Raw genomic sequence first — 23,143 nt, 5'->3', positions numbered from 1 at the left:
GGAGCAACGCATGGACGTTCAAGAACGCGTCAAGGTCGGAGCAACCAATTTCGTGCAGGGGGTCGCCGACCACAAGCGGCGGTTCGCCTTCGTCGTCCTCATCGACGTCTCTGGCTCGACCTCGCGCCTTCCAGACCCCGACATCCACCGCATCAACAACGCGGTCAACGAGTTGATCAAGCTCCTCAAGGACCCCCCCAAGGACTCCACCGTCTATGCCAACCGGGATGCCATCGACCTTTCCATCATCGCCTACAACGAACAGGTGATGGACATCCTCGATTGGACCGAGGTGAAGGACTTGCCCGACCATGTGGAGGAAATGCGCGGCAAGGGTGGCACCCACATGGGCGACGCACTCGAGTACGCCGTCGACAAGTGCATCCGCATCAACGAAGGCTATGCCTCGCGCAGCATCACCAACGGCATGCCCCACATCATCCATCTCACAGACGGTATCCCGACCGACCTTTTGCCGATCGACGGTCCCGCCTGGAACGCCATCCGGGCAAAGCTCAGCCGCTTCGACGGCCGCACAAAGGACTTGAAGCGCGCCAACATCCTGCATTTCTGTGCGCCCAAAGCCTATTCCGTCAAAGCCGAAAACGGCAAAAGCGGCGCCGAGCTTTTGGCGTTGCTCACCGGCAAGAACACCGTGCTCGCGATCGGCAAGGACATGCCCCCTTTTGAGCAGTTGGCGCAGTTCGTCACCGTTTTCATGGATTCCCTAATCGCCGGCGGCAATGACGACGTCCCCGAAAGCGTTGAGGACGCCAAGCGTCAGCTCCCCTTCGATGAGACCGAGAGCGACCCAGACGATGAGCTGGAGGTTGGATGAATAAGTTTGGGCGCTTTGACCTCCAGCCGCTCACACGCATCGAGACGGCCTGGCAGAAGCCCTGGTTCCTGTCGGCCGCCTCCCAGATCGGAGAGAAGCATCTCATCCGAAAAATGCCGAACCAGGACGCCTACCGCATGGGTTCCATCCAGGGCGCAGCCTGGATGATCATTGCCGATGGGGTCAGCCAAGCCGAATATTCCCACCAAGGGGCGAGGCTCGCCACTTCGGTTGTTGAGCGCTTCTTCGCCGACGCGTTGTCGAAAACACAGCGCCAGCCCAGCCTCGACTTGGTCAAAGAGGCCTTCGGGCACGCCCATCAGCAGATCTTCAAGGTCTGCGAGGGTCGTGGGATCTCGCCCAAGGACTTCGCTTGCACGCTCGTTGTCTCGCTCTTGGACGGCGACGCCATCTATTCGGGCGCCATTGGAGACAGCTCGATTGCCGCCTACGCCGCCCCCGACCGGCGCGAGGGCACACGCGCAAAGCTTGTTCCCTTCTGCGATGCCCCACAGTCGCGCAACGGCACCTTCAGCATTCACCGGCGAGACTGGGAGAAACTCAGCACATTCTCGAAATCGCGCTCGCCCCATATCAAGGCCGTGCTGATGTGCACCGATGGCGCGGAGAACTTCTTCACGCGCTTCGAGGACGGCCAGGACGTCTTCATGGACGACCACATCGCCCGTTACGAAACCATCTTCCGGCAAGCAGGTCCCCACAAACTCGCCTGTTGGCTCTCTGACTACCTTTACCTTCAACCGTCGCAGGGTTCCGATGACCGCACCCTACTCATCGCCTACCGATTACCAAGCGAACTCGCGCTACCCGTTGGCGTCACCGCGTGAGGCCTCTTTCGTCGATCAGGTGTCCCGGCTCGCCGAGACACCCCATGCCGTGCTGCGGGTTCCGGCAACGGCCCTTCTTCATGCCGACGGCACCCATAGACTTCACCAGTACGTCAGGGCGCATTTCAAGGGCATCAAGCCAAGCCTTGCGGGCACGCTCGGCAAGATGGCAATCGGCGTTCTCACACGTTCCCCCAATTCCATCGGCGATGCCATCGCCCACACCAGCAAGGACATCGCTTACCACGCGAAGGTCATGGCCACGATGAAGCTGCTGGCGCAGTTCGACCTTGCCCGCCCGGTGCTTTCGCTTTCCGAACAGGAGAAAAAGATCCTCACCGGCATGGCAAGCATCGCCGCATCCGGACATTGCTCTTACGAGGAGTGGTCAATGTTCCTCGCCCAACTCGCCTGGAATGGCGGCAAGTGCCACATCGAACCACACGACGGCATGCACGGCCACGCCCGCCACGGGGAAATCCGCCAATTGCTGACGCAGTACCTTAACTCCCATTACCCCGTCCATGACATCGTCCTTGCCTCCGCCGGACAAAGGGTTGCCGATGCCCAGGACGAAATCGCACGCACGCGCGACATGGAGAGCCGAAAGCGCGACGCCACCCGCCGCGTGCTCAAGGAAGCTCCGGCAGTGCTGAACCCCGGAGCGCACTGGATGACCGACGAGGAACTGGCCACCGCTCCCGGCTACGCCACCAGGAAAACAGATACATCCCTCCTCATCGGCGTCACCGAAGGCGGCAAAGCCGTCTACTACAACGGCCATGAGAGCCTCATGACCATCGGGGGCCCGGGCACAGGAAAAAGCCAGGCCCACGCGGTGACAAATTTATTGCGCTACCCCGGTAGCGCGGTCGTCCTCGACGTCAAGGATGACGAGCTATGGAAGCAGACGGCCGAATACAGGCGACGCCGTTTCGGCCCGGTGTTTCGCTTCGCGCCCACCGACTTCACCGGGTCCTCGCACGGCTACAACCCCTTTGACTTCATTTCCACCGATCCCGACAGGGCCGCGCATGATTGCTTCGTTTTCTCCTACCAAACCATCCTGCCGAACCCCAAGGCGCACGACCCGTACTGGGAGAACAAGGGCCGCGATTTTGTCTGGGCCTATGCGATGCTGGTCGCCCTGGAAGAGAAGGGGCCCGACAGGTCGATCGAGACGCTCTACCGGTATTTCATGCACCCCATCGACGATGAACCGGACTCCGAAATTCTTGCCATCGCCCAACGCCTCGTCATGCTGGGCAAGATCCACGACATTCCCGACCTCGAGGGCGCGGGCAACGCGCTGCAGTCGGGCATCGCCCTCCAAAGCAAGGCGCTGGAATCGGTGCTCGACACCGCGCGCTCCAACCTCTCGTCCTTCGCCAAGTCCATGACCGCGCGGCGGGCGATGAGCCGCACCGACTGGCGGCCATCCGATTTGCGCAAACACCAGGGGGCGACGCTTTACATCTGCCTTTCCGCAGACGACCTCAAATCCTACGGCGCGATGATCCGCATCATGCTGGCCCAGCACCTCGCCCAGCTGCAAAATTACAGCGCCAAGCCCGACGAGCCACCGATCACCTTCTTCCTCGATGAGATGCCCAAGCTCGGCAACTTCCAATCCATCCTCAACATGCAGGACCTGGGGCGGAGCGCGGGGTTACGCCTCTGGATGTTCTGCCAATACATCGGCCAATTGGAGCAATGCTTCTTTGAACGCTACAAGGGCGTCATCGACGCCTGCCGCGTGCGCTCCTTCATGCGCCCGGACGGCCAGGCCTATGAACACATCCGTCCCGCACTTGGCGAAACCCGCAACCTCTTCTCCGGGGAACGGGCGCCGCTCGCCTCATCGTCCGACCTGATGGGCCGCGCCTTCCGCGACAAGATCCTAGTCCTGACATCGGGCGAAAACCCGATGTCGCTGGGCAAGGTGTTGGCCTACAAAAACTACACGAAGCGGATGCTGCCGCCGCCCACCATCAAACCCATGAGCCGCGCCTAGCGCTCATGGTCGCGCTCGCGTTTCTTCCTCGGCGTTATGATCTCAAATGAACCATCCGGCTTGTCGACAAGCTTGGGCAAGCCCGCCTCATGATCCGCCAAGGCCTTCCTCGCTTCGGCCTGTTCCTTGAAGAAAGGCTCGGCATAGCTGCGGGCGAGCGTCAGGCCGTCGTACTCGCCGCCCTTGGGCTCGGGAAAGGCCTTCTCGCCCATGGCGGTCAGATGATGGTTGAGCTCGCGCTCGGCCTTGGGCTTGCTGTAGTCCTCCTCGGTGCGGCCGTGGTAGCGCTCGCTGGCGAGCAGCACTTCCGCCAAATGGGGGATGCGGGGAATCTCATGGCCGTCGCGTTCCAAGTCTGCAACAAACCGCGCCGCGGTGTTGAAGCGATGATTGCCAACAAAGCTCACACCGGCGTAGCTCACATGCCCGCCCTTCTGCAGGCGCGCAATCTTGGCATCGCCCATGATCTCCTCGATACGACCCTGGAACCGCGCCATGGTGATCGGGATGAGGTCGGCCTTCTCGCACCAGTCCAGATAGCTTAGCCACAGGTCGGTTGCGGACGTTTCCCCCTCCACGCTCCGCTCGACGCGCTCATTGATGAACGCGCCAACTTGCCAGCCCACGGTTTCCTTGCCCAGCGCCGCTTCCGCCATCCTCGCCTCCACTCTCGGGATGAAGATAGCGGCGAATTGCGTCTGCGCGCCTCATCGAACAGATAGTCGGCCACTGCTCACCGAAGAGTCACAAATTGTCGACACGCTGCCTCCGGCGTAATCAGTCCGTACACAGCGTATATTGACGGTATGCACATCGCGCGGGACCATCGGGGCGTCCAACAAAGAAAGCGACGACCATGGACCAACCTGTTACCCCGATCACCCAACCGCGCGGCGACTTCATCGTTTCGCCCTCCCGCTACCCCGGCAAGGGGCGCCCGAACTTCACCGGCAGCATCACCATGCCGGGTTCGGACACCAAAATGCGCGCCTCCGTGTGGAAGAACGAATACCGCGACGACAAGACCGGCGAGTTGATCACCTACTACTCCGGCCAGACCGCGGAATATTCCTACAACGACAGCATCGAGGACCAGCTCGAGAAAATCGGCTCCTCCGCGAACGGCAAGACCCTCGAGGAAGCGAACCTGTCGGTGAAGGCCAACCGCTTCGTCATCTTCAAGAACAACACCAAGGACTACAGCGTCGAGAAGCACGGCGAAGGCAAGCCTGACTTCTGGGGCCGCTGGAACCCCGGTCATGGCGATAAGCTCGTCGCCATCGGCGTGTGGGCCCGCAAGAACAAGGAGACCGGCCAACTCATCCTCTCCGGCCAGACGCAGTACCCGCTGACCAAGGAGGAAGTGGAACAGATGCGCATGTCGGACCAGCAGCACGACGCGCTGGAAACCTTCGGCGACAGCAAGCCTGCTGCCCCGCGCCGGCGCGGCGGCCGCGCGGCGTAAGCCACGCATGCAGGAAAGGCCCCGTTTTGGGGCCTTTTTGTGCAGTCCCGTTGACGCCAGACGACACCGGCGTAGAGATGTTAAGTTATTTTCGGGGATTCGTGGTGAAATAACATTGTCAGTTAAGATGCGACGTCGATCACGACCATAAGCCCGCCGCCGCCATGGGATTCGGCGTTGTTGTTGGTTGTGTGGTGGCCGATGTGGCAGTGGATCAACCACTTGCCGGGATTACGCGCCGTCCAGATCACGTCGTATCGCTGCCCCGGTCCCACGTTTACTGTGTCCGCTTGATAGCGCGCTGAGACCGGCAGTGTTTCCCCGTCGCGCGCGACAACCAGGAACGGACCGCCGTGGATGTGCATGGGGTGAATGAAACCGTTGCTGGAGCCGATGAACCGGACCTTTAAGGTTTCGCCGACCTTCATCCTGATCGTTTCGGTCGCGGGATAGGCCCTGCCATTGATGGTGAAGTAATTGGGCTGCGCGCCGTCCATGGGCATGGCGGGATAGGTCAGACCCGCGCGCATCAGCCATTCCTGAAGCTGCAACGTGAATTCATGCGTGGCCTGAAGCGAAGGGTCGGGCTGCGCGGGATCGATAATGAAAGCGCCATAAAGGCCAAGTGCCTGTTGGCGGTCAACGTGATCGTGGGAATGGTAGAAGAAAGTCCCGGCTTGTCCGGCGGTGAATTCGTAGTGGAAGACAGCGCCATCCGCGATTGGCTCCTGGGTTATCTTTGCCGGGCCATCCATGGCATTCGGTAAGATGAGACCGTGCCAGTGGACGGTTGTCGTGTCGGGGAGATGGTTGGTGACATCGATACGAACGCGGTCACCCTGCTTCACCCGGATCGTTGGCCCCGGTACCTGGCCGTTGAAGGCGTAGGCGTCCACTGAAACATCGGGCAGGATCGCCCAACGAATAACCGAGGTCGAAAGCGCGAAAACCTTCACCCCGTTTTCCAGCCGGGGTTCGAGCAGCTGTCCGCCCTGCGTATCCAAGCCGTATGTTTTCGTCACTTCGCGCGGATCCACCGCCGCCATGTCGCGCATGGTGTCGGCAGACGTGTCTCGATCCATGATCATGCCGGGCGGCATGATAAGGTCGCCGACTTCGCGCGCGCTCAGACCAAGATTAAGCCAGTTGGCAGGTGCGACCATTCCGATGAGCAGGGCAACAAGAGACACCCCTGCCCACGCGGCGCGCTGCGGCCAAGTCGCCTCGCTCTCCATCGCGTGCTTGTGATCACCACCGTGTTCGTGCTGGCCCTGCCCGTGCGGCCGTACGGTCATGAGCCCATGCTTGAGGCGAAAATCAACCATCCAGACGTTAGCCGGATAAGCCACGATGAATCCCACGATGACGCCTAACGACATCACGCCCCAAAAGAGCGGTTCGGCCGGGTTCATCGCCCGCATGTCGCGGCCCATCATGAGGAAGCTCATTACCGGGGCCATTCCGGCCATCATGAAGTTCATGCTGATGAATTCGGGGATGAAGCTGCGCTTCAAATTCTCAAGATAAGTGCCGCCCATCATGTTTTTCATGAACAGCGACTGAAAGATGAAAAGCCCGCACGCAAATCCGGCTAGGTACTCAACGATGAGGTCGAGCCACATCGGCAGTCCGAGCGAAGCGGTTATAACGGCCGCCAGGATGATGCCGGTGGCGTCACCGGCTACACAGTGGATGGTGGAGCCCACGCCCTGCTTCCACAACGGCCGAATGAACTCCTCATGCGTGCCCGGACGGGGCTCCTTGTCCGCGATCACGTACAGCAAGAGGCCGATCGGCCCCATGTAAAGTGTCACAAGGATGAAGCCCCACTTCATCACACCGGGCTCCGGATTATTCCGGAACTGATCGAATGCGACATAGGCGGCGGAGGCAAGAGCGAGCCCCAACCAGGCGGTCACGAAATAATCGATGGGCTGAATGAACATGACCGATCCTGGTGAAGCTGCGCGGCGTTACTGTTTGTGCCCGTCGATGAAGGCCTGCAATTTCTTGATGCTCTTCTCGTTTTCGACGATGATGTCCCTAGCTTCCTGGCGCGCCTGCTCGCTCTTGCCATACTTGAGCTGAATCTTCGCCATGTCGATCGCGCCCTGGTGGTGTGGGATCATCTTTTCAGCAAACGCCACATCAGGGTCAGGAGAGTCAGCCTGCTTCATTGATTGATCCATGCGGTCCATGGCCGACATGTATTCCATCTTCCAGGGTGCGCCTTCGGCATGCACGAGCGATGGCGCCAGGAACAAAGCGGCCGCGAGAGCTATTTTTTTCATGATGTTCTCCTTCGGAGTTGGTGTCTGATGTTCAAACAAACTCCCTCTCCCCGGGTTTCCGCGCCATTGCAGAGTCTGGCCACCTCATAAAAATGTCGTGGGCGGCTTCAGCCATGTTTCGCGCGCGGCCACGCGCGGTGATGATGAGATTTTTTCTCACGCGGCGTGAGGTCCGCCGGGTCGCGTGGGTCTTTGGAAAAGCACAACGCATATTTGCCGCGATTGTTGTGGCAGTGGCGGTAGGTGCGGGTGTCGGCCTGTGATGCGGAGAACGGCATGATCCAGATGCAAGTTGCGCCAACGAGCAGGGCAACAACGCCTCTTCGCCGCCCAGGGTGGAGACAGGTCATGGTATCCTCCATCGAAAGCGTCGTGTGAAATTTGTACGAATGATGCGGCGGCGCATGGCCGCCGCACGCCAGTTATTTCTTCTCGATGGCCATCACGGTGATCTGGCCATTGACCTTGTCGGCGCTGAACTTGATCTTGTCGCCGGGCTTGACGCTCTTGAGGAGAGAGGGATCGTTGGCCTTAAACACCATCGTCATCGCGCCCATGTCCAGGTTGGTGATGGCATCGTGTTTGATGGTGACCTTGCCTGCGCTTTCGTCGACCTTCTTGACCTCTCCGTTGATCATCGGCAGGTCGGCGGCCCATGCCACCACCGTTGCGAAGGCCGAGGCGGCAATGGTGATGAAGGCGAGCATTGCGGGTCTCATTCTCGGATACTCCTTTGCTGACGCTCTGTTGGTCATTTCACAACGACCCGGCCGTGCATGCCGGCGTCGTAGTGACCGGGGATAAGGCACGCGAATTCGAAAACGCCTGCCTTTGAGAACTTCCAGAGGATGACGGCTTGCTTGCCGGGCTCGATGGTCTGCGCATTGGGGTCGTCGTGGACCATCTCCGGATTCTTCTCCATCTCACGCTTGTGGTGGGCGTTGTCCTCGACCGTATCGAGATGGAATTCATGGCTGAGGGTGCCGGCGTTGGTGATGACGAACTTCACCTGCTCGCCTTTCTTCACGTCGACCTCGGACGGCTCGTAGAGCATTTTGCCGTCCTTCTCCGACATCGTGACCGCAATCAGCCGAGAGGGTTTTGCCGCATCGCCTGGTTCGCCCGCCGCAAAATCATCATCGTCGTGTCCCTCGTGGGCGAAGAGTGCCCCCCCTCCCCCAATGAGCGTGAAAAGCACGGCAAACACGGCTGCGGCACGGAAGCGGAACGTCATGCGTAATCTCCTTGTGAAGGGCTGTGGTTAGTGATTCATCGGGCCGTGGGGCTTCACGACCTGAAGCTCCACGTCTGAAGGCGATGCTGATTGGTCAGGTGCGCGTGTGGCGTCGGCGACCTCGCCGGTCCATTCCCGCGCGACGCTTCCATCGGGATGCTTGAACCAGCCGGGATCCTTGTAGTCATTGCGGTCGAGGCCTTCGCGGACTTTCACCACCGTGAACATGCCGCCCATCTCAATCGGACCGTATTGACCGAAGCCGGTCATCATCGGGAGCGTGTTGTCGGGAAGCGGCATCTCCATCTCGGCCATATCGGCGCCGCCGGCCTGGCCCATCGGCATGTAGCCGTCGGGCACGACCTTCGAGATCTTTTGCTGGATGCTCTTGAGATCAACGCCGATGTAGGTTTTGACGTCATGCCCCATGGCGTTCATCGTGTGGTGTGACTTGTGGCAGTGGAACGCCCAATCGCCCGGATTGCTCGCAACGAATTCCACGGCACGCATCTGGCCCACCGCGCAATCGACCGTGACCTCCGGCCACCGCGCCTCCGGCCGCGTCCATCCGCCGTCCGTGCAGGTCACTTCCATCTCATGGCCGTGGAGGTGAATCGGATGGTTGGTCATGGTGAGGTTGCCGAAACGAATGCGGACCCGGTCATCTTTCCGCACCACCATGTGGTCGATGCCGGGGAACGCCCGGCTGTTGAAGGTCCACATGTTGAAGTCGAGCATGGTATTGACCTTGGGCACGTAAGAACCCGGCTCGATGTCATAGGCGTTGAGGAGGAAGACGAAGTCCCGGTCGACGCGGTGCAGGGACGGATCCTTCGGATGCACCACGAAAAAGCCCATCATGCCCATGGCCATTTGCAGCATTTCATCCGCGTGCGGATGGTACATGAAGGTGCCGGAGCGCCTGAGCACGAATTCGTAGACGAAGGTTTTGCCGGGCTTGATTTGCGGCTGCGTGAGCCCGCCGACGCCGTCCATGCCGTTCGGCACCGGCATGCCGTGCCAATGGATGGTCGTGTGCTCGGGAAGCTTGTTGGTGACGAAGATGCGGACCTTGTCGCCTTCAACCGCTTCGATGGTCGGGCCCGGTGATTGCCCGTTGTAGCCCCAGAGGTGCGCCTTCATTCCGGGCGCGATTTCGCGGACCACAGGTTCGGCGACGAGGTGGAACTCTTTCCAGTCACCGTTGCGCCGCCAGGGCAGCGTCCAACCGTTGAGAGTGACGACCGGTTGATAATCCGGGCCGTCCGTCGGATAGAGGGGCGGCTGCATGAGCGGCGACGGCTGTGTCGGCGCCTCAGGAATGCCGGCGGCCGCCACGCGACCGGTGACGGCGGATGCGCCCGCCAGGGCGAGGCCGGATGCGGCGATGAAGTTTCGGCGCGAGAGACTCATGCGCGGATATCCTTTCTAATCACTCTGGGCGTTGGCTGTTTGGCCACCGGCGGCCAGCCCTCCGCCGCCCACGGTTGCGGCGTGCAGGTCGACCTCCGCGATCCAGAAGTCGCGTTTGGCGTCGATGGCTTTCTGGTTGGCGGAAATGCGGTCGCGCGCGTCGGTCAGCAGCCCGAACAGGTCGGACAGCATGCCGTTGTAGTTGAGCAAGGTCTGTTCGGAGATGGTTTGGCGCAGCGGCAGTACTGTTTTTTCATAATAGCGCGCGATGTCATAGGATCCCCGGTACGCCTGATAAGCCTGCCGCGCATCGGCGCGCGCGTTGACCGCCTTGTCGATGAGCATGTTCACGGCGCGCATGTAGGTCTCTTCTGCCCGCCTGACCTTGGTTTCTCCGAAGTCGTAGATTGGAATCTCGAAGCTTAGTTCGTAGCCGCTGCGCGGCGTGCGCTCGCCCGGCTTGATTTCGTCTCGGTCCACGCCGCTTGCCTCAAGCGTGTTGATGAAGCGCGTGGCGCGCGTGAGGCCGTACTCTTTTGCCATTGCCGCAAGCTCCATACGCGCGATCTGGATATCGATCCGCGATGTGACCGCTTCCGCCTCGATGTCAGTTGGCTTGCGCGGCGCGGACGGCAATGCGGGCAGCTTATCCGGCAGACGGTAAGCCAAATCCGGCCCCCAAAGCCCAAGAGCCCGATTGAGGGACTCGCGCTCGCCACGCTGGCGAAGGCGCGCGGTGGCAAGGTCGCCCACCACGTCGGCGTAGAACGCGTGTTCACGCGCTTGCTCGAGCTTGGGGAGTGCGCCTGTCTCGCCAAGCTTCTTCGCAAGCTCTGAAACCGCTTCCGCCGAGGCGCGGGATTGCTCCAGCACCTTGACCGATTGCGCCGCCGCCACCGCGCGGAAGTAAGCGCGGCGCGCCTCGCTGGCCGTCGATAAGGTCGCTTGCACCGCGCGCGCCTGCGCCACCTTGAACCGGTCCTCGGCAATTTCACGGCGGCGGGGCAGCGTCAGGAGCGCAAGGATGTTCTGCGTGACCTGGCGTTCGATCTCCAGCTCGGCGCCGGTTAAGTGCACAAAGGAAAACGACGGCGCCGGTGGCAGGATTGTTTCGACCATTTCCGTTTCGGATACGCCAAGGTCGTTGTAGGCGGCCTGCAGGGCTCGGTTGTTCAGCAGCGCGATCTCGACAGCGGCGTTCGGCGTAAGCGGCACGGCGAGCAGCGCTTTGACCCGCGCCCGCGCTTGCGCGGCGTCCGCTTCATCCCTGATCTTGAGTGCCGGCTGCCCGATGAGCGCGCCGGTCTGGTCCGCGACGAGGGTCATCCCGCCATCCTTCGACAAGTGGGCGCAGCCACCGAGCATCAGTCCAGCCGCCGCCGTCGTGATGGCCATTCCGGCGCCCCCGCGCCGAACTGGCCGTTTCTTTCCCCCGTGCATCTCGGTCCCTTTCCCGCGATCAATGCTTGTCGTTGCCCGGCATCGGTGCCGCGCCGCCCGGTTGCCGAGGTGCCACGCGTTGATTCACGTCTCCCCAGGGCATCGGTTCAACCGGCTCAAAATTCTTCGCGCCGGCGCCGACCGGCACATAAACTTGATGGCCCGTCGCCACAGGTTGGTCCGGCATCGGTCCGCTCACCGGCCACGGGGGAGGTTCGCTTCCCCAACCCGCGATCACGGGGACGAGGACGGCGATTGCAAGCCAACGCACAGGCATGTGTGCCTCATGGGTCTGAGCAAAGACGCTCCGCCAGGATACGAACGGGCGCGGTTATGTTGTAAAACGGGCGCGCGGGTGCGCCTTCGGCGCCTTCGCACGCGGGGCTGACATGGTCAGCGCGTCTCGGCGGACGCAATTAGGCTCGGGGGGGCCTTTCAAGGCCGAAGATCCGCGCGATCACGTGTGGCAGCAGCTCGCGGGGCGGACCAAGGCGCCCGGCGCTCGTCGGATGAATGCGGAGGTGCCCGCCTTGGCTGAGCGCGAACGCCGACGGGCCGCAGGGCGCGCAGTGGGAAGGGCCCGAACAGCAGCAGTCGCCGTTGCAATGGCCGCTTGGCATGGACGACGTGTTTTCGAAAAAGGCCGCGCCGTGCTGCTGGGAATCGCTTGCGATGGAGCCGACGCCGGCGGATATCCCGGCATGTCCATCGTCCGCCAGGCCGTGCGCGCTGGCAATGGTCGGAAGTCCCAGAAGGACCACCAGCATCAGCGCCAGAATTGATAGCCAGCCACGCACGTCGATTCGGTTTCCTATGCTTTTCCTACAGTTGGCCGCTTATTGCGCAAATCTCAAGGGGCAATCTTTGCAAGACTCGCCCCCGCGCCTCAATGTTGTTGCGGCGCAACGCCTTACGCCGCAGTCGGAGCATCCAATTTCCGAATACGCAAGGTCATGGCAGCCGTTCCTCGGCACGCCCCCGAATAGGGCGATGCGCTTCGCTCATGGCGGCTGCGGGTGGGGATTTACTCCAGTTGATCGAGCTTTTCGGCGAGTAATCGAGCGTTGTCCAAAGAAGCCGGGAAAGCTCGGCTTTTTACGCAGATTGGAACGGTCAGCAGCCTGTCAGGGACAAATTAGAACACCACCCGCAAGCGCATTCACGACGCGACCACGGCGCTCTATGCCTATGATGAGAAGGTCCTGAGCGGCGAACTCGAACAAGATACCCGCTACCGCTTCGGACTCGATCTGATGCTCAGATGCGCGCTGCTGCGCTATGAAATCCTTGTGGACCCCACGCCCAGGCGATGACCGAGGACGACAGCTTTCCTTTCAAGACCCCCACCGACGATTACATTTTCACGCTGACCGCCCGGTCCATCAAGATCCGCGGTGTCTTGAGCGATATCGCCTTCATGCTGGACCAGGGCGAATTTCCTGACCTCACAAATACGATGACGGGCTCGGTCGATGTCTTCAAAGCCGAACTCGTGCGCCTCGAGCAGGCCCTGGTCTATTTGCACCGCCGCCGGGCGCGCACGCGTGGCCGAGAGAAATAACGGCGCAAGCGGGGCTTCATACCGGAGCTGTCGGGAGGGTGTTGGTTTCCTCACGATCTTGTGAATCCCGACTGCTCCGGCCACCTCCCGACAGCTCCCGACACGAAAATTCTTGGACTTCTCAGCCTCATTTGAACTGCCAGGGTGGTGGCGTCACGTGCGGGCTGGTCGCCGGAAACCCCAACCCAACCCCACAATGCCGGTCGGCCGGACCCGCGCGTGACACCCGTCAACAACGAGGATCACGATCATGGCAAATGAGGGAATGGCCGCAGAGGACCGCGGCAAGTTCAAGGTCTACAAAAACTTCAAGAAGCAGAAAGGCGACGACCGGCCCCTGTTCCAGGGAACGATCTCGCTGCCCGGCGAGGACGCGGTTCGACCCGTCATCCTCTGGGGCTACGAAAGCCAGAGCGGGAACATCGTTCTCTCCGGCCGCGCGCTGGAGGACGGCAACGGCCAGATCGAGGAACTGATCAGGCCCGACATGGACACGTCCGCCGACGAGGTGATGGAAATCGCCTTGAAGAACGGGTCCAAGGGCCTGCAGGTCAAGCCCAACGACATCGTCCTTTTCACCAACACGCAGAAGAACGCCGAAAACGAAAGCCGACCGGACTACTGGGGCTACCACAACCCCGGCAACGGCAAACCGTTGATGCGGGTCGCCGCGTGGACCGGCCACGACCGGGGCGGCAACGTCAAGCTCACGGGCACCGTGCAGAAACACGAAGCCCAGCGCGAGCCCGACGGCCTGGCGCGTGAGGATGGTGAACCCGCACCCGCCGAGCCTGGGGCTGCGCCCTCGCCCGAGGTGCCCCGCCGCCGCGCCTCCCGCGCCCACGACGAGGAGCACGCTAGGTAAGGCTCACGCCGGCCCTGCTCAAGAGGGACACGCCCGTTCCGGAACGCCGCTGGTGGCGTTTCGGCCAAACAGTGGAGATTGATCATGGCAAAGAAGGACAAGACGCTCGAGACGCTGCAGGCGATGAAGAAGATGCAGGAGCGCATCGCCAAAGCCCACCAGAAGAACGAACGAAAGCGAGGAAAGGAAAAAGACCGTGAACGTTGACCTGGAAGCCGCCCTCGTGGCGGCTTTCTTTTTTTAGGGAGGACGCTCATGGCCAAAGACAGCAACAAAGTTGACCTCAACCGCCTGTTCGTCCTGCTGGCCGACCAGGTGAAGCGCGGCGAGATTTCCCGCCGCGAGTTCGAGCAACGGATGGCACAGCTCATCCTTAAGAACCAGAAGAAGGTGCGCCTCGGCTTGCGACCCCAGAGCCATGACCGGGAGCGCTGAGGCCGTGCCACTGCTCCCCGCGCCCGACGTCTACCATGAGCATAGCTCCCAAATCGAATTCCTATCGGAAATGGGCGGCACGGATGATGTGCTGCGCTATTGCAAGGAGGAGGGCATCGACATTCTGTCCTGCCCGAATTGCGGCCCATCGCCGACGAACGGCTTCCGCTGCCTCCTCTGCGACCGGTTCATCCCTGCGCGGATCAAGCGCATGCTCCCGCATACGGTGCAGGTCGGGCGTCACCATGTGCTGAAGGAAAAACCGCACTCTGAACGGATATACGCCTTTCCGGCGCCATACCGTGGAGCCGCCCAAGGAATGACGATGGATGACCTCACCCCCGACGAAGCCTGGCTGCTGCAGGCGGGTGAGTGTTGCGGCACCGCGATGATGTTGGCTGCCCGCGACCTGATCCTGTGCCGGCGGGCCACGATGGCGATGCTTGGGGATCCGAACGAATTTGCTGCCCGGCGCGAGTCAGGCGCCTTTTGGGCGGTGATCGAGAAGAACTGGGCTGTGCTGCCGGGGCCGTTGCTGATCCTCGATCCGAAGGTCAAGGCCCGGGAACGGTAACCCCCTTATCGGTCGCGGTCATCCCGCGTGAGGTTCTTCAGTTTGGCGACGGCGGCGCGGCGGTCCTTGGATTGGTCAAGCGCTCTGCGGGTTGCATAGGCGAGAAGGCCACGGAAGACGTCATCGCCGAGTTTGGGGACGATCTTTTCGAGAGGGTCCCAGTCCACAGGCTCCATCTCGTCGATGAGAAGGTCCAGCGCGGTTTGCGCCCCTGAGCGGACATTCTCGGCTTCGTCGGTGAGACCCTTCCAACGGGCATAGAGGAGAGCGGCGCGTTCATACTTCGGGCCAAGACGGGTTCGGCCGTGGATTCTGTCGGCAAGCAGGGTCCTGAGGTCGTCCTTGCTCCACATGGGGAAGGGGCTCCTGAAGGGAAGGGGGTGAAGTTAGGGTTATCGTGGCGGGGGAAGGTGTGAAGATTATGGTGGGGCGGCCCCTCGGTGCCCTCGGGTCACGCTCTACTCGGCGCAAGGCCTCCCGGAGCCGCTGCCGCGTCTCCGCCCTTCGGGTGACGATCGTTCCGCCGGTCTATGTCATTCATCTCAATCCATTGAGCGCATGGTCGCCAACATAAAATCGGTATAAAGAAAATCTCCTCGCCCTTGCCTCACGCTCCCGCACGGTCATCCTATGGACCCAAGGAAAGAACCATGGATGCCCACCGACATCATCGCCGGGACCGTCGCCCCGTGCCTCAATGACAAAACCACGCAAGAGGGCTGGCGCCGCATCATCGCTGACCTCGCGCAGGAAGGCGTCATCCGCCCCGACTCGACGACCCCGATGGGCGTCACGCTGCACTATATCGTGCGCACACTGAGGAAAGACCCGCGCTGCGCCACCTTCCTCTCCGCCGCCTACCTCGACTTCCGCGACGACCCATCGCCCAAACACCAGCTCATTGGCCAATCCCAGTTCGAACGCCACGTCCGGCGTTACGGCCAGGCGATGGGTTTTGAAACCTCCTGGACCAACACCCATGAACTCATCCGAGGGCTCGCCTACCGCGATGCGCCGCTGGAAGACGCCGCCATTCAGCGCGAAATCGCCGCTCTGGCGGAGCTCGCCCGGTAAGGGGAGCACAAAGAGGGAGAGGGGTGCGGCCGGTAGGTGACCGGCCGGGGTGAAGGGAGAGCCTTCACGTCCCGCGTGCCGGGGCCAGAAGGAGAACCCGCATGACCACCACATCACCCGCCGAGGGGCGCATCGCGCCCGAGGCCTTGCACGACCTGTTGCTGAACTTCACCGGCACCGAACACTACTACCGCCATCCGCTGGCGCGCCGCGTCGTCTGGACGGACGGCGTAAAGGCCTTCGCCGATGCCGTCGGCGGCTATTGGCTGCTCGACATCCTGGCGACCGAGCTGCCGCGGTTCGTGAAGACGCATGGAATCGTCTTCATCCATGTCTCGGTCAAAGGCGGCAAGGCGATGCTCTCTGCCTACGAAACCGAAGGACAGCCGCCGAGCTGGCAACGTCCCATCGATTACACCGACTGTCCGGAAGGTGGCTGGCGCTTTTACATGGCCGCAGGCGGGCCGCAAGACACCACCGTCATCCTCCTCCCCAGCGAATACTAACCCAACGAAAGACAGAGCCATGACACTTGGCCAAACACACACGCGCGGCACCGTTGTGCTCGATTACGCCCTCGGCGCCTTCCGTCAACTCCATCCTCAGCGAACGGAGGATCCCCGCCCACCGCAGGCAATCCCACCCACCGCGCACCTCGCCGTTGACCTGCTGATCGCCGACACCCTTGAGCGCAACCTGCCTCCCCAACAGGTGACGCGCATCCTCGAGGCCGTCCACCGCGCCAGCGTCCTGTTTGCGCTACGCCGCGCCCACGGCAACCAGAGACGCGCCGCGGCGATGCTCGGCATGAACCGCATCACCTTCAAGAAGTGGTGCATGAGGTTCCAAATGGACCCCAGCGAATTCGGTGGCACCGGCCAACCGATCAACTTCAAGAAAGCCGCTTAACATGGCCAATTACTACGCAACGACGCGTTCGAACTACTTCAGAGTGAAGGACGAAGCGGCATTCAAGGCCTGGTGCGGCGACCTCAGCCTCGACTGGTGGACCAAACAGTTCGACGGACAGGAAGGCACTTTCTTCGCCGTCAGCGCCGACACCAGCAGCGGCTGGCCTTCCTCACGCTTTGTTCAAGACCCCAACGATCCCGACGTGGAGGACGACGAGGAGGTCGATCTCACCACCGAATTGGCCAAGCACCTCGACCCGCGCGATGCCGCCGTCCTCATCGAGATTGGAAACGAGAAGCTTCGCTACCTCTGCGGCTATGCCACCGCGGTGACGGCGGATGGCCGGGAACACAGCATCTCCCTCTCCACCATCTGCGAGGAAGCGGCGGAGGCCTTTGGGCCGGACATCAACGTCACGGAGGCGACCTACTGATGAACAACCCACCCTCCGTTCACTACCGCGTCCGATGGGAAATCGACATCGAGGCCGACAACCGCGCCGATGCCGCACGCTTGGCGGAAGCCATCATGCGCACCCCCGTCGACAACTCCCGCGATCAAGCGCGCTGCTACGACGTCTGCCCTATCGACCAGCCGCGCGCCGGCAGCGCCACCGTCGACCTTGCCGACGAGCGCTTTTACAGAGACTGGGGGCACGGGCACCCCGACAGCGACCGCGCCCGACCGTGGAAACACTTCGTCAAGGCGTTCCTGCCGGTGCGCACCGCCAAGGGTGAGGACTACCTGGTTGAACCCGATGAGGTCCCACCCGGCGCAAACGAGCGGTACTGGTGGACCGTCGTTGATTTCGACCCCAACGGGCCACGCCTCTACCTCGTGGCGGGCTTCTCAAAGGTCAACCGCCTCGGATACGTGGAATGCCTGAGGCCCTGGCCGAGCAAGTTCGACAACCCGCTCTATACCTTCCGATAATCAACGAAAGCCAAGGCCATGGCCAAACCCACGCACGCCGATTCCTCACCTGCACCCTCATCATCGCCCTCCTGCGCGATGACGGCCGACGTCCCTCACAAGGACAGATGGCCCATGCCGGGGAATTCCTAAGGGAAGCCGTTCAGGCCCGGCTGTTCGGCGAAGGATTCCTCGACGCCGACCTGCTCGTCGACACCTACGACATCACCATCGACTAACCCAACGAAAGCCAACCCTGTGCCTATTCGCAACTGCGCCCTCTGCGGCAAAGAGAAACCCTGGACCTGGGAGGAAGCCTTTTACAACACCGGCTTTGACGGCGGCCTCAACAGCCAGACCGAACAAGTGGTCGCGGTGTTGAAAGCTGCCGAACTGGAGGTCATCACCGTCGATGACGCGGACAACAGCTACATCGCCAGCATCCGCAACAAATACGGGATCGAGCTCGTGGGCCCGCATGACTTCCCCGGCGACGACGACCCCCATGACTTTCTCCCCGGATACATCATCGATTTGCTGTATCAGGCCTTCCCGCCGGCGCCACCTTCCCCCGCAGCGCCGGTGGTGATGATGAATGCCTGGCAACGCGCGGTCTGCGCCAGCTTTTCGAGCGGCGACTGCGCCCATTTGGCCCATGACAGGAACTGGGCCGCAGCGCTCAAAGACTGCGGCGACCCGCTCTTCGCCTTCCTGATGAGGGAACTCTCCGACGCGGAGGATTGCGAGGACGAGGCGACGGCCCTGCAACGCCTGCAGTCCGCGCGCGATGATATCGAGGAAGCTATCCTGGCCGTCGAAGCGGTCCAGGCCGGCTGAGATCCAGCAAGCGTCAATCGCCAGAGAGGCAGAGGGGAGGCCGGCAAGGGTGACCGGAAGGGGTTTGCGCGCGCGCGCCCCCGGGCAACCCAACGAAGGACCGACCCATGGCTCTCGACACACTCACCAACACCGCCGAAGCGGCGCAGGACGCCATTCAGGCGCGTCAACAACCCTCAGCATCACAGATCATCATCGAGGCGGCCAAAACCGTCCTCAATGCGCTCTCACGCGGGCAACCCATCACCTCCGCGCATTTGAGCGCCGCGATGACGGCAGCCGCCGGGGCAACCGATGCGGCCGGGGCGTGGGCATGGAAGGACGCCTACGAAGCGGCTGAAGTTGCCGAGGTCATGTTTCTCAAACGCTTCCTGCCGACCATGATCAAAAACGCCAAGCACCGCGGCGACACCCTCGCCATGCTGCGCAAGGTTGCCAACCTCCTGCCGACCCATACCAAGCGCTCCGAGGAAAGCGTCGGCATGCAGCAATTCTCCACCCCCCCGGAGCTTGCCCACATCGCCGCCATCGCCGCCGCCATCACCCCGGACGACGTGGTGCTTGAACCCTCCGCCGGAACCGGCCTGCTGGCCGTCCACGCCGAGGCCATGGGCAGTGCCTTGATGCTCAACGAGTTGGCCGACACACGCGCCGACCTTTTGGCGACCGTGTTTCATGAAACACCCGTCACCCGGCTCAACGGCGAGCACCTCGATGACCTGCTTCCCGGAGATGCGCAGCCAACGGTCGTTCTGATGAACCCGCCGTTCTCGGCCTCGCCCGGGATGGCGAAGCGGTCGGAGGGGGCCGACTTGCGCCACCTGCGTTCCGCACTCGCGCGCCTTGCGGACGGCGGACGCCTCGTCGCCATCACGTCAACGGGGCTCACACCGGAGAACAACGCCTATGCAGACGCCTTCGCGTCTCTCGCCCGCACCGCGACCCTTCAGCTCACCGTGGCGATGCCGGGGGAATTCTTCCGCAAGCACGGCACCACCATCGAGACCCGGCTGACCGTGTTCGACAAGGTTCCGGCCCCTCAAGGGCACGTGTCCCATTTCTGCCCGATGCCGATTGATGCGGAGGATCTCCTCTCCAGCATCACCTCCCTGTTGCCAAAGCGTCAGCCGCTCGCCCTGCAGCCGAAAGGTCAACGTGTGCTTTGGCGTCATTCCACCCTTGCAAGCCGAAGCGGAGCCGTCGCAGCGGTCACACCACTTCCCTCTCAAATCCCGGCCGAAGAGGTCACCTACGCTGTCGTCGACGATCCGCGCGCCACGACATCAGGTGGCCAAGAGCTCTATGCGCCCTACGCTCCCGAGCGGATCAAGATCCATGGGGCCCAACCCCACCCCGACAAGCTCGTGCAGTCGGCAGCGATGGCAAGCGTCGCGCCACCGAAGCCGTCGTACCTCCCCCATCTGCCAGCAGGCCTTGTCGCGGACGGCACCCTCACGGCACCGCAGCTTGAGGCCATCATCTATGCAGGCGAAGCCCATGCCAAACATCTCGCCGGCCACTATGTGGTCGCCGACACCTACGACGTGATGAACGCGGCGCCGGCCGGTGACGCCAATGCCGTCCAGTTCCGCCGCGGATTCTTCTTGGGAGACGGCACCGGTGTCGGCAAGGGCCGACAGGTCGCGGGCATCATCCTCGACAACTGGCTCAAGGGCCGCCGCAAAGCGCTGTGGATCTCAAAATCCGACAAGCTTTTGGAGGATGCGCAGCGCGACTGGTCGGCGCTTCGCCAGGAGCGTTTGCAGATCGTGCCGCAAAGCCGTTTCAAGCAAAGCAAACCCATCGCCCTCTCCTCCGGCATCCTGTTCACAACCTATGCGACGCTACGGTCTGAAAGCCAAGGCAAGGGGACCCGGCTCGCACAGCTCATCGAATGGCTTGGCCCTGACTTCGACGGCGTCATCATTTTCGATGAGGCCCATGCGATGGGCAACGCCGGAGGCACCAAGACCGAATTCGGCAATCAACGCGGCTCGCTCCAGGGCATTGCCGGTTTGAAGTTGCAGCACGCCCTGCCTGACGCCCGGGTCGTCTACGTCTCGGCAACGGGCGCCACCACCGTTGAAAACCTCGCCTATGCGCAACGGCTCGGTCTCTGGGGCTCCGATGACCTTCCCTTCGAAACGCGGGAAGGCTTTGTCACCGCCATGCTGGAAGGCGGAATAGCCTCGGCGGAAGTGCTCGCCCGAGACCTCAAATCGTTGGGGCTCTACACCGCCCGCTCGCTCTCCTACGAAGGCATCGTCGTCGACATCCTTGAACATCCGCTCACGCGCGAGCAAATCGCGATCTACGACCGCTACGCCGACGCCTACCAGGTCATCCACGCCCACCTCGCGGAGGCGTTGCGCATCACCAATATCCTCAACGACAAGGGTGAGACCCGTGACCGCAACGCCAAGAGCGCGGCCAAATCCGCATTCGAAGGCAATAAGCAGCGCTTCTTCCAGCACCTCCTCACAGCGATGTCCGTTCCCTCGCTCATCCGTGAGATGGAATTGAACCTCGCGCGCGGAGAAGCGCCGGTGATCCAGCTTGTCTCCACCTCCGAAGCCTTGATGGAACGGCGCCTAGCCGATGTGAACCCGAGTGAATGGGAGGCGCTCGACTTCGACGTCACACCGCGTGAGTATTGCCTCGACTATCTCAAGAACTCTTTCCCCACACAGCTCTTTGAACCCTACACCGACGCCGACGGCAATGAATGCGCCCGGCCGGTCAAGGACACGGACGGCAATTATGTGCAGTCACGTGAGGCCGTGGCACTCCGCGACAGCATGATCGAGGAGCTTGCGGCGTTGCCACCCGTGCAGGCGGCGCTCGACCAGATCATCCACCACTTCGGGACCGACCTCGTGGCCGAAGTCACGGGGCGATCGCGCCGCATCGTCAAGCACCACACATCAAGGGGCGATATCCTGAAGGTCGAATCCCGCACCGCCTCGGCAAACCTGTCCGAGACCCAGGCCTTCATGGATGACGTCAAGCGCATCCTCATCTTCTCGGACGCAGGCGGCACCGGCCGCAGCTATCACGCCGACCTTGCCTCCAAGAACCAGCGCCAGCGCATCCATTATCTCTTGGAGCCCGGTTGGAAAGCCGACACCGCCATCCAGGGCCTTGGCCGCACCAACCGCACCAACCAGAGGCAGAAGCCGCTCTTCCGGCCGGTGACAACCAACGTCAAGGGGCAACGTCGGTTCACGTCCACGATCGCACGACGGCTCGATTCCCTGGGGGCCATCACACGCGGCGAACGCAAAACCGGTGGCCAGGGCCTGTTCCGGGCCTCCGACAACCTCGAAACGCCTTACGCCCGCTCAGCACTGAGCAAATTCTACCACCTCATCCATGCGGGAAAGATCGCCTGCTGTTCCTATCAACGCTTTGTCGATGCGACCGGCCTCGTGCTCCATGACCGCGACCACACGCTCAAAGACGAGCTGCCACCCATCCATACCTTCCTCAACCGCATCCTCGCCCTGCAGATCAACCTGCAGAACGACCTCTTCGTGGTCTTTGAGGGCCTCATCACCGAGCGGGTCGAGGATGCCATCGCCAAGGGCACCTACGAGGTCGGACTCGAAACCGTGACGGCCGATAGCCTTCACATCGCCTCAAGGACGGTGGTCGCCGTCAACACCGGAACAGGTTCAAAGACCGAGTTGATCAAGGTCGGATTCAGGCGTCGCACTTCCCCCGTTCTCCTCGAGCAGGCGCTTTCATGGTCAGACACCGCCGAAGCGAGGCTCCTCCACAATCCCCGGTCCGGCCGCGCCGCCCTCCAGCTCCCGACCGCCAGCATCACCGAGGACGACGGCACCGTGACCCCGCGCGTCAAGCTCGTCCGGCCGACGGAAACCCAGGCGCTCGCCATCTCAATGCTTGAGGACACACTGTGGGAGGAGACAGACCCCGAGACCTTCGGACGCCTCTGGTCGCACGAGGTCTCTCAGGTTCCCGAGTTCACGAGCGACACCTTTTATATCCTCACGGGCCTCCTGCTGCCGCTGTGGAAACGGCTGCCCAAGGGTGTCGCCAAAGTCTACCGCCTCACCACGGATGACGGCATCAGCCTGATCGGCCGCGTCGTGCCTGATGCCCTCGTCGACGTGTTTGCTGCCGACACGGGTACGATGAAGCCAGAAGCTTGCTGGGCCGAACTCCGGCGCGGCGCCACGGTCACCATCACGCCGACACTCCGCCTTCGCCCGGTCACGCTGATGGGTGAGCGTCGGTTTGAACTCGAAGGCTTTGATGGCGCGGCGATTGCCCACCTCAAAGCGATGGGTCTTTTCACAGAGGTCATCAAATGGAAGACGCGGGCTTTTGTGCCAACCGATGATGAAGGGCGCGCCGTCATATCACGCCTTCTCGGCAGGTACGCAGCATCACCGGTCGCGGCCTAA

General features: G+C 62.1%; 24 protein-coding genes. 16 read left to right on the top strand and 8 right to left on the bottom strand.

Annotated elements, in window-relative coordinates; genetic code table 11:
- Positions 1 to 10 precede the first annotated feature (10 nt).
- The 3 genes from HYPGJ_RS19260 to HYPGJ_RS15490 are packed head-to-tail and all read left to right on the top strand — an operon-like array spanning position 11 to position 3,700.
- On the top strand, positions 11 to 838 hold the full coding sequence (locus HYPGJ_RS19260; RefSeq protein ID WP_159108310.1) for a VWA domain-containing protein: 828 nt from the start codon (positions 11 to 13) through the stop codon (positions 836 to 838).
- Positions 835 to 1,686, top strand: a complete 852-nt coding sequence (locus tag HYPGJ_RS15495) for a PP2C family serine/threonine-protein phosphatase (protein WP_046847919.1) — start codon at positions 835 to 837, stop codon at positions 1,684 to 1,686. Before HYPGJ_RS19260 ends, HYPGJ_RS15495 begins: the two co-directional genes overlap by 4 nt.
- Entirely contained in the window at positions 1,616 to 3,700 is a 2,085-nt protein-coding gene (locus HYPGJ_RS15490) for a type IV secretory system conjugative DNA transfer family protein (protein WP_083984150.1), read from the top strand. Before HYPGJ_RS15495 ends, HYPGJ_RS15490 begins: the two co-directional genes overlap by 71 nt.
- On the opposite strand, the gene HYPGJ_RS15485 is transcribed toward HYPGJ_RS15490, so the two are convergent.
- Positions 3,697 to 4,356 carry a hypothetical protein gene (locus tag HYPGJ_RS15485; protein WP_046847917.1) on the bottom strand — a complete coding sequence of 220 codons (660 nt, stop codon included), beginning with the start codon at positions 4,354 to 4,356 and terminating at the stop codon, positions 3,697 to 3,699. The two genes, HYPGJ_RS15490 and HYPGJ_RS15485, sit on opposite strands and share 4 nt — an antisense overlap.
- Before the next feature lie 200 nt (positions 4,357 to 4,556).
- Here HYPGJ_RS15485 and HYPGJ_RS15480 point away from each other — a divergent pair, with 200 nt between their 5' ends.
- Positions 4,557 to 5,165, top strand: a complete 609-nt coding sequence (locus HYPGJ_RS15480) for a hypothetical protein (RefSeq protein WP_046847916.1) — start codon at positions 4,557 to 4,559, stop codon at positions 5,163 to 5,165.
- Positions 5,166 to 5,287: 122 nt separating this feature from the next.
- On the opposite strand, the gene HYPGJ_RS15475 is transcribed toward HYPGJ_RS15480, so the two are convergent.
- The 6 genes from HYPGJ_RS15475 to HYPGJ_RS15450 form a co-directional block, all read right to left on the bottom strand.
- Positions 5,288 to 7,111, bottom strand: a complete 1,824-nt coding sequence (locus HYPGJ_RS15475) for a DUF4396 domain-containing protein (protein WP_046847915.1) — start codon at positions 7,109 to 7,111, stop codon at positions 5,288 to 5,290.
- A gap of 27 nt (positions 7,112 to 7,138) precedes the next feature.
- Positions 7,139 to 7,456, bottom strand: a complete 318-nt coding sequence (locus HYPGJ_RS15470) for a DUF305 domain-containing protein (RefSeq protein WP_046847914.1) — start codon at positions 7,454 to 7,456, stop codon at positions 7,139 to 7,141.
- 422 nt (positions 7,457 to 7,878) lie between these two features.
- Complete coding sequence (locus HYPGJ_RS15465) at positions 7,879 to 8,163, bottom strand: copper-binding protein (protein ID WP_046847913.1); 285 nt, start codon at positions 8,161 to 8,163, stop codon at positions 7,879 to 7,881.
- Between the two features lie 44 nt (positions 8,164 to 8,207).
- Positions 8,208 to 8,690, bottom strand: a complete 483-nt coding sequence (locus HYPGJ_RS15460; RefSeq protein ID WP_052750932.1) for a cupredoxin family protein — start codon at positions 8,688 to 8,690, stop codon at positions 8,208 to 8,210.
- A gap of 27 nt (positions 8,691 to 8,717) precedes the next feature.
- A complete protein-coding gene (locus tag HYPGJ_RS15455; protein ID WP_046847912.1) occupies positions 8,718 to 10,103 on the bottom strand; it encodes a copper oxidase in 1,386 nt (461 codons plus the stop codon).
- 15 nt (positions 10,104 to 10,118) lie between these two features.
- Positions 10,119 to 11,498, bottom strand: coding sequence for a TolC family protein (locus tag HYPGJ_RS15450; protein ID WP_052750931.1), 1,380 nt, complete (start codon positions 11,496 to 11,498; stop codon positions 10,119 to 10,121).
- Positions 11,499 to 12,852: 1,354 nt separating this feature from the next.
- On the opposite strand from HYPGJ_RS15450, the gene HYPGJ_RS15440 reads away from it, so the two are divergent.
- The 5 genes from HYPGJ_RS15440 (at position 12,853) to HYPGJ_RS15425 (ending at position 14,978) form a co-directional block, all read left to right on the top strand.
- Entirely contained in the window at positions 12,853 to 13,104 is a 252-nt protein-coding gene (locus HYPGJ_RS15440) for a hypothetical protein (RefSeq protein ID WP_046847909.1), read from the top strand.
- 265 nt (positions 13,105 to 13,369) lie between these two features.
- Positions 13,370 to 13,969, top strand: a complete 600-nt coding sequence (locus HYPGJ_RS15435; RefSeq protein ID WP_046847908.1) for a hypothetical protein — start codon at positions 13,370 to 13,372, stop codon at positions 13,967 to 13,969.
- Between the two features lie 84 nt (positions 13,970 to 14,053).
- A complete protein-coding gene (locus tag HYPGJ_RS19560) occupies positions 14,054 to 14,176 on the top strand; it encodes a hypothetical protein (protein ID WP_280136168.1) in 123 nt (40 codons plus the stop codon).
- 48 nt (positions 14,177 to 14,224) lie between these two features.
- Positions 14,225 to 14,404 carry a hypothetical protein gene (locus HYPGJ_RS15430; RefSeq protein WP_046847907.1) on the top strand — a complete coding sequence of 60 codons (180 nt, stop codon included), beginning with the start codon at positions 14,225 to 14,227 and terminating at the stop codon, positions 14,402 to 14,404.
- Between the two features lie 70 nt (positions 14,405 to 14,474).
- The gene (locus tag HYPGJ_RS15425; protein ID WP_143440545.1) at positions 14,475 to 14,978 is read left to right on the top strand and encodes a hypothetical protein; all 504 of its coding nucleotides are present in this window, start codon (positions 14,475 to 14,477) and stop codon (positions 14,976 to 14,978) included.
- Between the two features lie 5 nt (positions 14,979 to 14,983).
- On the opposite strand, the gene HYPGJ_RS15420 is transcribed toward HYPGJ_RS15425, so the two are convergent.
- Positions 14,984 to 15,331: a hypothetical protein gene (locus HYPGJ_RS15420; protein WP_027693576.1), complete on the bottom strand. Its 348-nt coding sequence runs from the start codon at positions 15,329 to 15,331 to the stop codon at positions 14,984 to 14,986.
- A gap of 301 nt (positions 15,332 to 15,632) precedes the next feature.
- On the opposite strand from HYPGJ_RS15420, the gene HYPGJ_RS15415 reads away from it, so the two are divergent.
- From HYPGJ_RS15415 to HYPGJ_RS15385, 7 genes are all read left to right on the top strand, one after another.
- Entirely contained in the window at positions 15,633 to 16,052 is a 420-nt protein-coding gene (locus tag HYPGJ_RS15415; RefSeq protein WP_046847906.1) for a hypothetical protein, read from the top strand.
- Positions 16,053 to 16,153: 101 nt separating this feature from the next.
- Positions 16,154 to 16,558: a DUF6876 family protein gene (locus HYPGJ_RS19255; protein ID WP_028866871.1), complete on the top strand. Its 405-nt coding sequence runs from the start codon at positions 16,154 to 16,156 to the stop codon at positions 16,556 to 16,558.
- Between the two features lie 19 nt (positions 16,559 to 16,577).
- Positions 16,578 to 16,961 carry a helix-turn-helix domain-containing protein gene (locus HYPGJ_RS19250; RefSeq protein ID WP_037042764.1) on the top strand — a complete coding sequence of 128 codons (384 nt, stop codon included), beginning with the start codon at positions 16,578 to 16,580 and terminating at the stop codon, positions 16,959 to 16,961.
- Between the two features lies 1 nt (position 16,962).
- The gene (locus tag HYPGJ_RS15400; protein WP_028866872.1) at positions 16,963 to 17,397 is read left to right on the top strand and encodes a hypothetical protein; all 435 of its coding nucleotides are present in this window, start codon (positions 16,963 to 16,965) and stop codon (positions 17,395 to 17,397) included.
- Entirely contained in the window at positions 17,397 to 17,897 is a 501-nt protein-coding gene (locus tag HYPGJ_RS15395) for a hypothetical protein (protein ID WP_028866873.1), read from the top strand. Before HYPGJ_RS15400 ends, HYPGJ_RS15395 begins: the two co-directional genes overlap by 1 nt.
- Positions 17,898 to 18,134: 237 nt before the next feature.
- Positions 18,135 to 18,713, top strand: coding sequence for a hypothetical protein (locus tag HYPGJ_RS15390; RefSeq protein WP_028866874.1), 579 nt, complete (start codon positions 18,135 to 18,137; stop codon positions 18,711 to 18,713).
- Between the two features lie 107 nt (positions 18,714 to 18,820).
- On the top strand, positions 18,821 to 23,143 hold the full coding sequence (locus HYPGJ_RS15385) for a strawberry notch-like NTP hydrolase domain-containing protein (RefSeq protein WP_052750930.1): 4,323 nt from the start codon (positions 18,821 to 18,823) through the stop codon (positions 23,141 to 23,143).

Source organism: Hyphomicrobium sp. GJ21 (genome assembly GCF_001006785.1).
GTDB lineage: Bacteria > Pseudomonadota > Alphaproteobacteria > Rhizobiales > Hyphomicrobiaceae > Hyphomicrobium_B.
This window is presented reverse-complemented; position numbering and strand designations above follow the sequence as displayed.